Annotated in this window: 9 protein-coding genes; 3 read left to right on the top strand and 6 right to left on the bottom strand. The window is 60.7% G+C overall.

Annotated elements, in window-relative coordinates; genetic code table 11:
- Positions 1-18 precede the first annotated feature (18 nt).
- From def to DXD39_RS04340, 3 genes are all read left to right on the top strand, one after another.
- A complete protein-coding gene (gene def / locus DXD39_RS04350) occupies positions 19-555 on the top strand; it encodes a peptide deformylase (protein ID WP_117803242.1) in 537 nt (178 codons plus the stop codon).
- A 329-nt stretch (positions 556-884) separates the two neighbouring features.
- On the top strand, positions 885-1,805 hold the full coding sequence (gene fmt / locus DXD39_RS04345) for a methionyl-tRNA formyltransferase (RefSeq protein ID WP_117803241.1): 921 nt from the start codon (positions 885-887) through the stop codon (positions 1,803-1,805).
- Positions 1,802-3,202: an RsmB/NOP family class I SAM-dependent RNA methyltransferase gene (locus tag DXD39_RS04340; protein ID WP_117803240.1), complete on the top strand. Its 1,401-nt coding sequence runs from the start codon at positions 1,802-1,804 to the stop codon at positions 3,200-3,202. The genes fmt and DXD39_RS04340 overlap by 4 nt, the downstream gene beginning before the upstream one ends.
- Before the next feature lie 277 nt (positions 3,203-3,479).
- Here DXD39_RS04340 and DXD39_RS04335 read toward each other — a convergent pair whose 3' ends face one another.
- The 6 genes from DXD39_RS04335 to DXD39_RS04310 all read right to left on the bottom strand — a co-directional run bounded on the left by DXD39_RS04335 (position 3,480) and on the right by DXD39_RS04310 (position 14,548).
- Complete coding sequence (locus DXD39_RS04335; protein ID WP_117803239.1) at positions 3,480-3,716, bottom strand: FmdB family zinc ribbon protein; 237 nt, start codon at positions 3,714-3,716, stop codon at positions 3,480-3,482.
- A gap of 88 nt (positions 3,717-3,804) precedes the next feature.
- Entirely contained in the window at positions 3,805-7,101 is a 3,297-nt protein-coding gene (locus DXD39_RS04330; protein WP_117803238.1) for a 4-alpha-glucanotransferase, read from the bottom strand.
- Between the two features lie 215 nt (positions 7,102-7,316).
- Positions 7,317-9,644: a glycogen synthase GlgA gene (gene glgA, locus DXD39_RS04325; RefSeq protein WP_199572068.1), complete on the bottom strand. Its 2,328-nt coding sequence runs from the start codon at positions 9,642-9,644 to the stop codon at positions 7,317-7,319.
- A 90-nt stretch (positions 9,645-9,734) separates the two neighbouring features.
- Positions 9,735-10,862, bottom strand: coding sequence for a glucose-1-phosphate adenylyltransferase subunit GlgD (glgD, locus tag DXD39_RS04320; RefSeq protein ID WP_099431724.1), 1,128 nt, complete (start codon positions 10,860-10,862; stop codon positions 9,735-9,737).
- A gap of 4 nt (positions 10,863-10,866) precedes the next feature.
- A complete protein-coding gene (locus tag DXD39_RS04315; protein WP_035138263.1) occupies positions 10,867-12,015 on the bottom strand; it encodes a glucose-1-phosphate adenylyltransferase in 1,149 nt (382 codons plus the stop codon).
- 106 nt (positions 12,016-12,121) lie between these two features.
- Positions 12,122-14,548, bottom strand: coding sequence for a glycogen/starch/alpha-glucan phosphorylase (locus DXD39_RS04310; RefSeq protein ID WP_117803237.1), 2,427 nt, complete (start codon positions 14,546-14,548; stop codon positions 12,122-12,124).
- Positions 14,549-14,578 lie beyond the last annotated feature (30 nt).

The following is a 14,578-nucleotide window of genomic DNA, read 5'->3' as shown; positions in this document are numbered from 1 at the left end:
CAACCCGAAAGGATGGCCATGGAAGCCAACGGAATCGTACTGTCGCCCGACCCTCGTCTGCGCCAGGAGTGCGCCGTCATCGAGGAGATCACCCCGGCGATCGAGGCGCTTGCCGAGAAGATGAAGAAGATGATGTTCGACAACGGCGGTTGCGGCCTTGCTGCCCCGCAGATCGGTGAGCTCATCCAGCTCGTCACCATCGACTGCGACTACACCGACAAGAACGACTATGACCCGTACGTGCTCATCAACCCCGTGATCGTGGAGCAGAGCGACCATCTTGTGCCGTTTAGCGAGGGCTGCCTGTCCATCCCTGGCATTAGCTGCGAGATCGAGCGTCCCGACCATGTCGTCGTCGAGGCGTACGACTTGGACGCAAACCTGATTCGCTACGAGGCTACGGGCGACCTGTTCTGCGTGTGCCTGCAGCATGAGATCGATCACCTGCATGGCAACACTATGTTCGAGCGACTGAAGCCTATGCAGAGGCTCAAGGCCGTCAAGGAGTACCAGGACGCCCTGGCCCGCGGCGCTCGACCGGGCGAGACTGAGTAGGTCTCACCGTCCCCGGTGCTGAGCGCCCACATATCATCCCGTGCTCAAACATTCTCGCTTCGCTGCGAAACTGCGCGCGGGACGATATGTGGGCGCTCAGCACCGGGGACTGCGTTGTTCTGGCTCGTTTCGCCCGGGTGCCGTTGGGCCAGGGATGGGCGTCTTTGCTGATAGGACTTTGTTGAGAGGGAGCTGCTTTCATGCGGCTCTTTCTTTGTTTTTGGGTATATTTGTTCTTGTTGAATTGTTCTTGCGGCTGGGCGCGCATGCGGCCTGGAACGCTTCTTTTGTAGCCGTCTCGGCTCGTTATTGAGAGGAGACAAACTTATATGCGTATTGTGTTTATGGGTACGCCTGATTTTGCTGTGCCTTCGCTGACTTCGCTTGTTGAGGCTGGGAACGAGATTGCGCTTGTTATTACTCGTCCCGATGCTGTTCGTGGGCGTGGTAAGAAGCTTGAGCCTTCTCCTGTTAAGGCCAAGGCGCTTGAGCTGGGGTTGCCGGTTGTTGAGGCCAGTCGTATGACGCCCGAGGTTGTTGCGGCGCTCCAGGCTGCGCAGGCTGATATTTTCTGTGTGGCTGCCTATGGTTGCATTTTGCCTGATGAGGTGCTGCATATAGCGCCGCTTGGTATTGTGAATGTTCATGCGTCCTTGCTGCCTCGTTGGCGTGGGGCTGCTCCTATTCAGCGTGCGATTCTCGCTGGTGATGAGGTTGCTGGCGTTTCTATCATGCGCATTGGGCATGGCGTGGATACTGGTGCTTATTGTGCTCAGACTTCCACGTCGGTTGCCGGTAAGCATGCCGAGGCGCTGACTATGGAGCTCGCTGAGCTCGGCGGCAAACTGCTTGCCGATACGCTTCCTTCTCTTGCCGATGGCACCGCCGTGTGGATCGAACAGGATGAGGCGCTCGTCACCCATGCTGCCAAGATTTCTAAGCAGGAGATGCGCTTGGATCCGCACATGGCGGCGCTCGATTGCGCGCGTCATGTGCTGGCCTCTTCCGATACCGCGCCTGCTCGTTGCGTGATTGCCGGCAAGACCGTGCGCGTGCTCGATGCTGCGCCGGCTGATGTGTCGCTTGGTGAGGGGCTCGTCGCCGTTCAGGCCAAGCATGTTTACCTGGGCCTTTTCGATGGCTCGGTCGAGTTGCTCGAGGTTAAGCCTGATGGCAAGCGTGCTATGACTGCTTCTGCTTGGGCTTCTGGCTTGCAGGGTGCCGATCTTTCGTGGGGTGTATTGTCATGAGCAAGCTGTCTCCCGCGCGCAAGCTTGCGCTCGATGTGCTGATGGAGGCCGATCGCCGCGGCATGTATGCGCGCGACGTGCTGTCCTCTCGCGCATCGGCCAAGGCCATTGACCAGCGCGATTCTGCGTTTGCCGCTCGCCTGGCGCTCGGTGTTGCCGCCACGCAGGGTATTTTGGACGAGTTGCTCGATCAGTTTCTCGATAAGCCCAAAAAGGTTGCGCCGCGTGTTCGCATGGCGCTTCGTATCTCGGCCTTCGAGATGCTCTATCTGCATACGCCGGGCCGCGTTGCCGTAAGTCAGGGAGTTGAGCTCGTTCGCAGTGGTGCTAAGTCCGCCGCTGGCTTAGCCAATGCTGTATTGCATAAGGTTGCGGACAATGTTGAGGACTTTGCTACTGCGTCCGATGTGGATGAGTCTGAGCGACGCTTGGTTCGCCTGTCTCGCCTGATGGGCTTGCCGCGATGGCTGTGCGCTCGCATTATAGCATCGTTTGACACGCCAGAGGGTGCGCTTAACTTTGCCGGCAATCTGGCCCCCGCGCCGCTGGCCCTGCATGAGAACGCCTTTGCGACCAAGCCCGATCCGTATATCTCGCAGCTCGTCGCACCTGTCTTCCCGGGCTGCCATGCCCCGGTTGATGCGCAGGCCACGGTTGCATCGGGTGTGTTTGAGCGCGCTGCGGCTGTGGCCTCGGACCTCAATGCCCAGCTTATTGCGACCGCGGCGACCCGTCCCGGGCGCTGCTTGGAGATCGGCGCCGGTCGTGGCACCAAGACCTATGTGATGATGTGCCAGGCCAAGCGCGCCGGCTATGACCGTCAGCATACCGCGCTCGATCTGCACGATCGTAAGTGCGATCTGAATCTCGCGCGCCTGCATAAGGCGGGTATCTCGGGTGTTCGTACGGTGTCAGGCGATGCCTGCGAGCTCAATGAGGTGCTTACGTCCTTTGACGCGATGCTCGGCGAGCCTGCCCTGTTCGACACGGTCTTTATCGATGCACCGTGTTCTGGCACTGGCACCATGCGCCGCCACCCCGAGATTCCGTGGCGTCTTACCGAGAACGACGTTACGACTGAGCTGCCCCGCCTGCAGCTGACGATGCTCAAGGAAGCCGCCGCGCGCGTGGCTGCCGGCGGTGAGCTTATCTATGCCACCTGCTCGGTTTTTGATGAAGAGAACACGCAGGTCGTGGATGCCTTCCTTGCTTCTCCCGAGGGCGCCGGCTTTACCGTGGCGCCGCTCTCCGAAGCCCAGATTCTGCAGCTCCCCGATTTCGAGCAGGCCAAGAAGCTGGTAGCCGTCCGTCAAAACGACCGTGGCCTCTTCCAAAGCGTCCCCGTAAACGCCGACTCCTACGACGGCCACTTCTGCGCCAGGCTGGTCCGCCAGTAAATCGAAGTCCCGTCCCAAATCAGCTAATTTGGGACGGGACTATTTTAGCTACTTTGTGCCTCTTCGATCCGTTCGCCATGAAATGCGGTTATTTACTACGTTAAACCGGCTGTCCTCATCCATGCCGAATTTTGTGAAATCAAAACCGCAGGTAGACGGCTTGCCGTTTTTGCAAATACGCTGCTATGCTCGACCAATACGGGTCAAACGTAGTAAATGGGCCGCTTTCGTGGCGCAACTCCAGAGTAGTCAATTTGGGAGCGGGGCTACTTGCCTGTTAGTGGTTGTGTGGGCAGTTGGCGCAGCAGCCGCTGGTGGCGCTGGTGCTGGAGCCGCCGCTTCGCTGGTCGGTGTTGTAGAAGCCGCTGCCCTCAAATTTAATACCGCTGGCCGAGAACGTCTTGGCGGCCGGAGCGCCGCAGCTGGGGCACACGACCTCGGGAGTCTCGGACATAGGATGCTCAACCTCAAACACGTTGCCGCAGCTCGAGCACTTGTAATCGTAGCGCGCCATAATACTTCCTTTTCAGCACAAAGCGGGCAGATTACTCTGCCCGCAAAAATTCAAACGTCTGTAACTGTACCCTATATCGGGCGTTTTATCACGCTTCGCCCCAGAATCTATGCGTGTTGCGCAGGAGCTGTGCGGTTTTGCCCTCGGCGGCCGCAACGTCGGCCTCGTCAGCCTGCCAGGTCCAGTTGCCCGTGGCCACGCCCGGTACGTTCATGCGCGCGTCGTCGCCCAGCCCCAGGACATCCTGCAGCGGCATCATCACCAGGGGAGCGTCGCTTGCCAGCGCATCGCTCATCAGCTTGGCCGCCACCTCAACACCGCTCGGTTCGTCGCCGCCCGCAAAGGAACGCGTACACCAACCCGCGAGCGTCGACGTGTCGTGCGTCGAGGTATACAGGATCTTTCCTGGCGTAGGGTGCACGCCGCAACGGACGTCGTAGTCGCCAAACTCCAGCACGTCCATGCCGGGGAAGCCGCAGGTCGAGGCCATGGCGCGAACGCCGGGCGTCAAATAGCCCAGGTCCTCGGCAATAAAGTTGAGCGGACCCAGCTCGTCATAGGCGGTCTGAAACAGGTCCTTGCCCGGTCCCGCCAGCCAGCGACCTTCGGCGCAAGCCTTGCCAGCGGGGATACTGAAGTAGCTGTGGAAGCCCAAGAAGTGATCCAGACGCACGCGGTCGTAAAGTGAGAACGCACGACGTAGGCGATCCATCCACCAGCTATAGCCGTTCTGCTTCATGTGGTCCCAGCGGAACGTCGGGTTGCCCCACACCTGACCCTCGGGCGCAAAGTTGTCGGGCGGCGCACCGGAGATCTCGATTGCCTTGCCGGTATCGGATAGCCAGAAGTTCTCGGGTTCGCTCCACGCATCTGCCGAATCGTCGGACACGTACATAGGAATATCGCCGATGACCTCGATGCCCTTCTTGTGCGCGTAGTTCATGAGCTCGCACCAGGCTAGGTCAAAGCGGTACTGCATGTACGCCTGAAGCTCGGCATCGTCGTGGAAGCGCTTGTCGTCAATCAGGTGCTCGTTGTAGCGCGCAACATCTGCCGGCCAATCGTGGCGCGACTCGCCCTCAAAGTATTTCTTGACGGCCATGTAGACGCAGTACTTCTCGAGCCAATCGGCATTGCGATGTTTAAACGCGGTGTACAGCGGATCGGCATCCTCGCCGCCACGGGCCTTCCAAGTTTCAAAGTCGGCCGCCAGCTCCTCGTGGCTTTCGGGCAGCAGGTCGATATTACCTGCAAAGGCCGAAGGACCGGCGTAAGGGGAGCGGAAGAAGTCCGTCGGGTTGACAGGCAGGACCTGCCAGTAGCGCATGCCCATAGCGGCCAGATGGTCGATAAAGCGACGCGTGGGTGCGCCGATCGTACCGGGCTTGCCGTCATCGGTCGGTACCGAGGTGATATGGCACACAACGCCCGCGCCGTGATCGAGCGGCTCCTGCAGGCGCTGCTCGGCATGGTGATAGATGATCGACGAGCCCAGCGGATACAAATCGAGCGTGACCGTGCCGTTGTGGATCTCGCACTCGTGACCGCTGATCACGTCACTCGCGCATTCGTCGAGCGCCGGAATCGTCACGCGGTGCGAATTGCGCAGACTACGGTTAATGATAACCGTCGCGGACTCGCCATCCCTGCCCGTGCGGTTGTATGCCAGCACCTCGTCGTTGAGCGCGAAGGCCTTGATCTCGCCGTCGATCATAAACGGCAGTGCGCGGCGTACGGCGGAGGCGTTTTTGACAATAGCCAGCGTGTCGAAGTCGTGCAGTTGGTCCTTGGTCGGCAGGGTGCGGCGGTTGCCCGGATCGGTTAGACCCTCCAGGCCGTATTCGTCGCCGTAGTAGATCGAAGGCACGCCGGGGAAGGTCATCTGCATGAGCGTGGCGAGCCAAAAACGGCTCTTGGCCAGGCCCATCGAGTTCTCGTCCAGGCGCCATTTGCTGCGCTCGCACTCGGGCAGCTGCGACTCGTCGGGGCCGCCGCCGAGCACCGAGATAATGCGCGGACGGTCGTGGCTCGAAAGCAGATTAAGTGCGCAGGATAGGGCCTCACGGGGATAGTTCTCGCGCAGGGTTTCGATTTCCTCGGCTGCCTGGTAGGCGTTCTTGTAGCCCATCAAAAAGCCGATGACCATGTCGCGGAAGGGGTAATCCATAGCAGAGTCCAACTCGGAGCCCTGTAGGTAGCGACGCAGATGGCCGTAGCTGATCTTGTTGGAGGCGTCTTCCCAGACTTCGCCGAGCAACAGTGCATCAGGCTTCTCGGCAAGTACGGCCTTCTTGATCTCGGCCAGGAAGTCGTCGGAAAGCTCGTCAGCGACGTCCAGGCGCCAGCCATGAGCGCCGGCACGTAGCCATTTACGGATCACGCCGTCCTTGCCCAGAAGCCGCTCGCGTACCAGCTCGGAGCTCTCATTGATGGCGGGCATGTTGCCCACGCCCCACCAGCAGTCGTACGAGCCGTCCTCGTGGAAATAAAACGCATCGCGCCACGGCGAGTCCTCGCTCTGCCACGCGCCCACGCCGGGGTAGTTGCCGTAGCGGTTGAAATAGATGGAGTCGTCACCCGTATGGTTAAAGACGCCGTCCAGGATGATGGAGATGCCCAGCTTCTCGGCTGCCTGGCACAGCTCGGTAAAGTCCTGCTCGGTGCCCAGGATCGGGTCGATCTTGGTGTAGTCGGCCGTGTCGTAGCGGTGGTTGCTCGCGGCTTCAAAAATGGGGTTGAGGTAGATGGCTGTAAAGCCCAGCTCGGCGATGCGAGGCAGGTCTTCCTGGATGCCCTTGAGCGACCCGCCGTAGAAGTCCCAGGTTTTGATGGAGCCGTCTTCGGCGCGCTCGTACACGGGCGGCTCGTTCCAGTCCTCGATCATGCGGCGCTGGATTCCGTTGCGCGGTTTTTCGACTTCGGCCAGCGTGCGCTCGCGCCAGTTTTCGTCGCGGGCATAGCGGTCGGGGAAGATCTGGTACACCATGCCGCGCTCGTACCAGGCAGGGCGGTTCTCGCGGTGCTTATAGACGGTAATCTGGAAGGACGGCACCTCGGCGTAGTCGTAGGTTACGCCCTCGCCGCCGGTGCGGCCCTGCGGTGCGCCCAGACGAACCTCGGGCTGGCCCTCGATATTGCAGATAAAGCTGTACCAGATAAGACAGGGCTCGGTGCACTCCAGCTCGGCGGTAAAGATGCCGTCGCCCTCGTGCGTCATGGGATACAGAGTTTCCCCGATCTCATCGACCCAGGTTCGCAGCGTAAGCGTTGCCTGGTTGGGGTCGGCATCCTCCAAAATTACCGACAGCGAAACGGAAGTTCCTGTGGTCACAGCGCCAAACGGAGTGCGAAACTGCGGCAGACGGCTGTTGTGTATCAATCTCATAATACGGTCCAGTTCAATAGAATCACGGCCTGCGGGCCATGGCTTTACGCACAGGATGTAAGTATATCTGTTGTACATAGGCTGTATAAACAACATCCGTTTACCATCGGCGAACGGTTGTCCTAGAAAATCGTTTTACCAACTATCTATAGAGAAGGGGCGCCCGGTTGGAGCGCCCCTTGCTTAGGGTTTGATGAGGTTTTGGATCGTCTGGATTAGCGGCGCTTGCGGGTGGCCGTTGCCTTGCGGACGGAAGTCTTCTTAGTCGGAGCCTTATTCTCGGTCGGAGCGGCAGGGGAGACCGGGGTCTCCTTGGCAGGCTCGGGCTTAGCCTCCGCCTTCGGGGCAGCCTTGGTCTTAGCCTTGACCTCGGCGGCCCTCGGTGCCGGCTCGGGCTTGGTCTCCTCTTTGACGGCGGCGGGCATAGCCTCTGCCTTAGGAGCGGCAGCCTTTGCCGTGGTCTTCTTGGCCGTCGTCGTGCGCTTGCGCGTGGTGGTCTTGGCGGTCGGCTCGGCCTCGACAGCTGCTTCGGCCTTGGGCTCGGCAGGCGTCTCCTCGACCTTGACGGCGGGCTTTGCGGCAGCCTTCGGAGCGACCTTGGTCGCAGTAGCCTTGGCGGCCGTCGACTTCGTTGCCGTGGTCTTCTTGGCAGCTGTTGCCTTCTTGGCAGTCGTGGTCGTCTTTTTGGCAGCGGTCTTTGCCGGAGCCTTGGCGGCCGGTTTGGCCTCAGCGACCTCGGCCTTTACCTCGGGAGCAGCCTCGGCCTCGGCGGCCTTCTTGGCAGCGGCGGTCGTGCGCTTGCGCGTGGTCGTTGTCTTGGCAGCCGTTGTTTTAGTCGCGGCAGCTTTGGTCGTCGTAGCCTTCTTAGTGGTCGTCTTGCGGGTCGTGGTGTTCTTAGCTGCGGGCTTTGCAGCGGGCTTGACCTCGTCCTCTGCCTCAAGAGCAACCTCAGCCTTCACCTTAGGCTCGGCCTTTGCGGGCTCAGCCTCAACCGGCTTCTCTTCGGCCTTGGGCTCCTCAGCGGCCACCGGCTCAGCAACAGCCTCAGGCTCGTCGACAACAGCCGCCGGCCGCTCAATCTCCGGATGCATAAAGAAGTACAGGTCCAGATACTTGTCGGCCGAGCGCGTCCAGCTAAAGTCCTGGCTCATGGCCTGCGTTACCAGCTGGTTCCAGGCGTCGCGGTTATCCCAGAACAGACGCGCCGCGCGGAACACGGCGTCGCCCATCTCGTCGCCGTTAAAGTTACTAAACGAGAATCCCGTGCCCTCGCCGGTAAACTCGTTATACGGAATCACAGTGTCCTTCAGACCACCGGTCTCGCGCACGATAGGCAGGGTGCCGTAGCGCATGGCAATGATCTGCGACAGGCCGCAGGGCTCAAACTTCGACGGCATCAGGAACATGTCGGCGGCAGCATACATGCGCTGCGACAGCGCAGGATCGAACTCGATGCGCGCGGCCATGGTGCCGGGGTACTTGTCCTGGAAGTAGCGCAGGCCGTCCTCGTAGTCGCGGTCGCCGGTGCCCAGCACCGCCACCTGCACGCCGCCGGCCAGAATGCGGTCGAGCGCGTACATGACCAGGTCCATGCCCTTCTGGCGCGTCAGGCGCGTGACCATCACCATGAGCGGACGGTCGTCGCGAACCTCGAGCCCCAGCTCTTCCTGCAGCTTGGCCTTGCACACGGCCTTGCCCGCGCGGTCGTCAACCGTGTAGTTGGCGGCAATGCGCTTGTCGGTCGCCGGGTCAAAGCCCGCCACGTCAATGCCGTTGAGGATGCCCTGCAGCGCATAGGAGCGCTCGCGCAGCACGCCGTCCAGGCCCTCGCCAAACTCGGGCGTCTGGATCTCGTTGGCATAGGTGGGGCTCACCGTGGTGATGGCATCGGCATAGCGCAGCGCGCCCAGCATGTAGTTGATGCTGCAGGCGTCGCAACGCAGCTGCGAGGCGGCCGCAGGAATATGCGCCACGCCCAGGATGTCTTCCATCACAGTGTCGCTAAACTGGCCCTGGAACGCCACGTTGTGGATCGAGAACACGGTCTTGACGCGGTCGTACAGCGGCAGGCCCTGGTAGAACTCGCGCAAGAACACGGGCGCCAGTGCCGTCTGCCAGTCATTGCAGTGCAGGATGTCACACTCAAAACCGGTCGGCAGGTGCTGCAGGCTCTCGGTGATGGCCTTGGAGAAAAACGCAAAGCGCTCGCCGTCATCAAAGAAGCCGTACGGATAGTCGCGCGCAAAGTAGCGCTCGTTGTCGATGAACATATAGGTGACGCCGTCGTGCTCGATCTTCTCGAGCCCGCAGTACTCATTGCGCCAGCCCAGGCTCACGTAAAAATCGGAGAAGTGCTCCATCTGTGCCTTGTACTCATCCTTGATGGTGGCGTACTTGGGCACCATCACGATAACTTCGGCGCCGGCGCGCACAAGCGCCGCAGGCAGCGAACCTGCCACGTCACCCAGGCCACCGGTCTTTACAAACGGTGCGCACTCGGCCGAGGCAAACACGATCTGCATCTTTTTGCTGGAATCAGCCATATTGTCTCCCATGTTGCAATTCGAGAATAGCCGCCTGGCGCTAACCGGGCGGCTATTCTACATGTTACGAGCGATGTTGCGGTGCCAACGTTAACGTACGATGGTGGTGTCAGAAGTTAACGGAGCCTTGCCCAGCACCAGGATGTTCTCGGGCGTGCCGCGAAGCTCGGTGTTGGTGGGAACCACGTTGTTCTTGTCCAGAATGGCGTTCTCGACGCGGGCGCCGCTCTTGATGATGCAGCTCTGGTTGATGATCGAGTTGGTCACCGAGGCGCCCTCCTCGACCACGACGCCACGCGACAGGATCGAATTGCGCACGGTGCCCTTGATGATGCAGCCGGCTGAGATGATCGAGTTGCACGCGTGGCTGCCGGTCGCATAGCGCGAAGGAGGCACGTCGTGAGCCTTGGTCAGGATCGGGCGCTCGGGATCGAAGAGCTGGTCGGCGACGGTCTGGTCGAGCAGGTCCATGCTGCGGCGATACAGCGACTTCTCGCTAAACACGCCCACGACCTCGCCCTTGTACTCGTAGCTGCACACGTCGATGTTGCCAAAGTCGCCCTGGAGTGCCTCGAGCAGGTCCAGATAGTCGGCGGCCTGGTAGTGGTCGATGATCTCGAGCAGCGTCTCGCGGTTGACGATGCAGCAGTCCATGGAGGCGTTGTCGCCGTACACGACGCCGGCGCTCACGCCCGTCAGGCGGCCGTTCTCGTTAATCTCGAGCTTGGTCTCGTCATCGACGTTGCGCGTGGCCTTGCAGTACACCACGGTCATCTGGGCGCCAGAGTTCTCGTGCGCCTCGATGATGGTGTTGAGGTCCATGTTAAAGATGATGTTGGTGCCCATCATCACGACATAGGGCTTCTCCGAGCGCTGGAACAGCGTCTTGTTGGAGATGATGTCGCGCAGCAGGAAGCGCATGCCGCCCTTGGTGGTGCCATACGCGTTGCCGGGCACCATGAACAGGCCGCCCTTCTTGCGGTCCAGGCCCCAGTCCTTGCCAGAGCCCACGTGGTCGATCAGCGAGCGGTAGTTGCCCGGCATGACGACGCCGACGGTCTTAATGCCGGCATTCATCATGTTGGACAGCGGGAAGTCGATCAGGCGGTAGCGGCCCAAAAACGGAACGGACGCGATGGGGCGATCCTTGAGCAGCACGCTGCCGTAGGTCGAAGAGTAGTTAGCGGTGATGTAACCGATGGCCTTGCGATTGATCATCGGATCATTCCCCCTTCCCGATAACGACGTCATTTCCAACGACGGCCGTATCCTTGGTGGTATCGACAGAGCCGAGCTTCACGCCCTCTTCGACCGTGGAGTTCTCGCCCAAAATAGCGCGGCAGATGTGCGCGCCGCTCTTAACGTGCGCACCCGGCAGCAGCACGGAGTCCTCGACCACGGCGCGCTCCTCGATGATGACATCGGTCGAAAGGATCGAGTGGCGAGCGGTGCCGTAGATCTTGCAGCCGTTGGAGACCAGGCAGTCGTCCAGGCGGCCGTCCGGGCCAATGTAGTGCGGCGGACGCGTGGTGATGTTGGACATGATGGGGAAGTTCTTGTCGAACAGATCGAACTCGGGGTTGTTACCCAGCAGGTCCATCGAGGTCTCATGGAAGCTGGCGATGGTGCCGACGTCCTTCCAAAAGCCGTGGAACTCGTAGCTGTACAGGCGCTTGTTCTCGCCGAGCAGCTTGGGGATGATGTCCTTGCCAAAGTCGTGACTCGAGCGCTGGTCCAGAGCGTCCTCTTCGAGCGCCTCGATCAGCACGTCGGCCGAGAAGATGTAGATGCCCATGGACGCAAGGTTCGAATCGGGCTTCTCGGGCTTCTCGGTGAACTTGGTGATGCGGCCGTCCTCGGGGTCGGTGGTCAGGATACCAAAGCGGCTGGCCTCCTCCCACGGCACGGGCATAACGCTTACCGTGAGGTCGGCGTTGTTCTCAATGTGCGTCTTGAGCATCTTGCGGTAGTCCATGCGATACAGGTGATCGCCCGAAAGAATCAGGACGTACTTGGGGTCGTTGGCCTTGATGTAGTCGAGGTTCTGCGTAATGGCGTCGGCCGTGCCCGCATACCAGGCGCCACCGGTCTGCGTCTCGTACGGCGGCAGGATCGACACACCGCCGTCGCGGCTGTCCAGATCCCACGCCTCGCCGGAGCCCACGTAGGCATGCAGCAGGTAGGGACGGTACTGCGTCAGAACGCCCACCGTGTCGATGCCCGAGTTGGAGCAGTTGGACAGCGAAAAGTCGATAATGCGGAACTTGCCACCAAAGCTAACCGCCGGTTTTGCGATCTTTTGGGTGAGTGCCCCCAATCGGCTGCCCTGTCCTCCTGCGAGGAGCATCGCGATGCATTCTTTCTTACTCATCGATTTCTCCTTCTGTCATCGATGTTCCTAAACCCATTAGCGACGGGCGCGGCGCTCGGTCGCGCCCGTCGAGTAATGCCGTGCGGCAAAGGGAGCTCGCGCGCCTTTACGCGTGCCAGATCTCGTCGCGGTACTCGCGAATGGTGCGGTCGCTCGAGAACCAGCCGGAGGAGGCGGTGTTGAGCAGGGCCTTGCGGTTCCAGGTCTCCTGGTCGCCGTAGCTTTTCGTGAGCTTCTCCCATGCATCCACGTAGCTGCGGAAGTCCGCCATAACCAGGTCGGGGTCGTTGTTGTTCATGAGCTCGTTGTAGATGCTCTCGAAGTTGCCCGAAAGACCCGCAAAGGTGTTGTCCTTGAGCTCGTCCATCACGCGGCCCAGGCGCTCACGGTCACCGTTGAGCGTATCCCACGCAAAGTAACTGTTGGATGCCCAGAGCTGCTCGACCTCGGGTGCGGTCAGGCCAAAGATGGCCTCGTTCTCGCGGCCGGCCAGGTCGGCGATCTCGATGTTGGCGCCGTCGAGGGTGCCCAGCGTAATGGCGCCGTTCATCATGAGCTTCATGTTGGACGTGCCCGAGGCCTCTTTGCCGGCCGTGGAGATCTGCTCCGAGATCTCGGCAGCGGGGTAGATGAGCTGGGCGTTGCTCACACGGAAGTTGGGGATAAAGCAGACCTTCATGACCTCGTTGACGCGCGGGTCGTTGTTGATGACGTCGGCCACGGAGTTAATGAGGCGGATAGTCTCCTTGGCAAAGGTGTAGCTCGAGGCAGCCTTGCCGCTAAATATGAAGGTCGTCGGCGTCACGTGGAAGTTGGGATCGGCGATGCGACGGTTGTAGATGTCCATCACCTTCATGATGTTCATGAGCTGGCGCTTGTAGGCGTGGAAGCGCTTAACCTGAACATCGAAGACGGTGTTGGGGTCAATGACCAGACCGGTCTCGGCCTTAACGTAGGCGGCCAGGCGCTCCTTGTTGGCGCGCTTGGAGGCACCCACGGCCTTCAGGAACTCGGTGTCGTCCTTAAACTCCTTGAGCTTCTCTAACTCAAAGGCGTCCTTGAGCCAGCCATCGCCAATGGCCTCGGTTACGAGCTTGGCGTAGGTGGGGTTGGCCTCGGCAAAGAAACGACGGTGCGAGATGCCGTTGGTCTTGTTGTTGAACTTCTCGGGCGTCAAGGCATAGAAGTCCTTGAGCACGATGTTCTTGATGATGTCGGAGTGGATCTTGGCCACGCCGTTGACGCTATGGCTGCAGATCACGGACAGGTTGGCCATGCGAATCTCGCCGTCCCACAGAATGGCGGTCTGGCGCAGACGCTCCTGCCAGCCCTCCTGCGTGGTGTCGAACGACTCGTGCCAACGACGGCTGATCTCGTCGATGATCTGGTACACGCGGGGCAGGAGCTTGGAGAACGTGCCGATGGGCCACTTTTCCAGGGCCTCGGGCAGGATGGTGTGGTTGGTATAGCTCACGACCTGCGTCACGATGTTCCAGGCGTCATCCCACTCGAGCTTCTTCTCGTCGATGAGGATACGCATGAGCTCGGGGCCGCACATGGCGGGGTGCGTGTCGTTGGTGTGGATGGCCACAAACTGCGGCAGCAGCTCCCAGTTCTCGCCGTGCTCCTTCTCAAAGGTGTCGAGCAGGCTGTAGATACCGGCCGAGACAAACAGGTATTCCTGCTTCAGGCGCAGCAGACGGCCGTGCTCGCCGGCATCGTTGGGGTAGAGGATGGCGCTGATGGCCTCGGCCTCGGCGCGCTCGGCATCGGCCAAGGCGTAGTCGCCGCGGTTGAAGGCCTCCAGATCGAAGTGCTCCTCGACCGGCTCGGCGGCCCAGACGCGCAGCTTGTTGACGGTCTCGCCGGCATAGCCCACAACGGGGATGTCATAAGGAACGGCCAGGATGTCCTGCGTGTCCACCGTGCGGTAGAACGTGCGGCCGTTCTCCTCAAAGCCCTCGACATGGCCACCAAACTTGATGGTCACGGCCTTGTCCTGACGACGGACTTCCCAGGGATAGCCGTGGGTGAGCCACTCGTCGGTGGCCTCGACCTGACTGCCATTGACGATCTCCTGCTTAAACAGGCCGTAGCGGTAGCGCATGCCGTTGCCATAGCCGGCAATGCCCTCGGCTGCCATGGAATCCAGGAAGCACGCGGCCAGACGGCCCAGACCACCGTTGCCCAGAGCCGGATCGGGCTCCTGGTTCTCGATGACGGACAGGTCGAAGCCCATGTCGTCGAGCGCCTCGGCGACCATGTCGCGCACGCCAAAGTTGAGCAGGTAGTTGTCGAGCAGGCGGCCAATCAAAAACTCGATCGAGAAGTAGTACACGCGCTTCTTGCCCTCGGCGGTGACGCGGGCGTCACTCTTGGTGGCAACGGTGCGCGCCTTCTCGGCCACGAGCTTGGCTAGGGCGTTAAAGCGGTCGAGGTCACTGGCGGCCTCGACGCTCTTGCCGCTAATGCTCATGACGGCATCGCGATAGAGCTCGGTAAACTCCTGCTTGTTGTCGAAGATCTTATTCATACGTTCCTTCCCCCGGGGATGTTTCTCCCG

The organism is Collinsella sp. TM04-29, from assembly GCF_003466565.1.
Taxonomy (GTDB): Bacteria; Actinomycetota; Coriobacteriia; order Coriobacteriales; family Coriobacteriaceae; genus Collinsella.
Note: the sequence above shows the minus strand (reverse complement) of the source record. Positions and strands in the feature narration are given on the sequence as shown.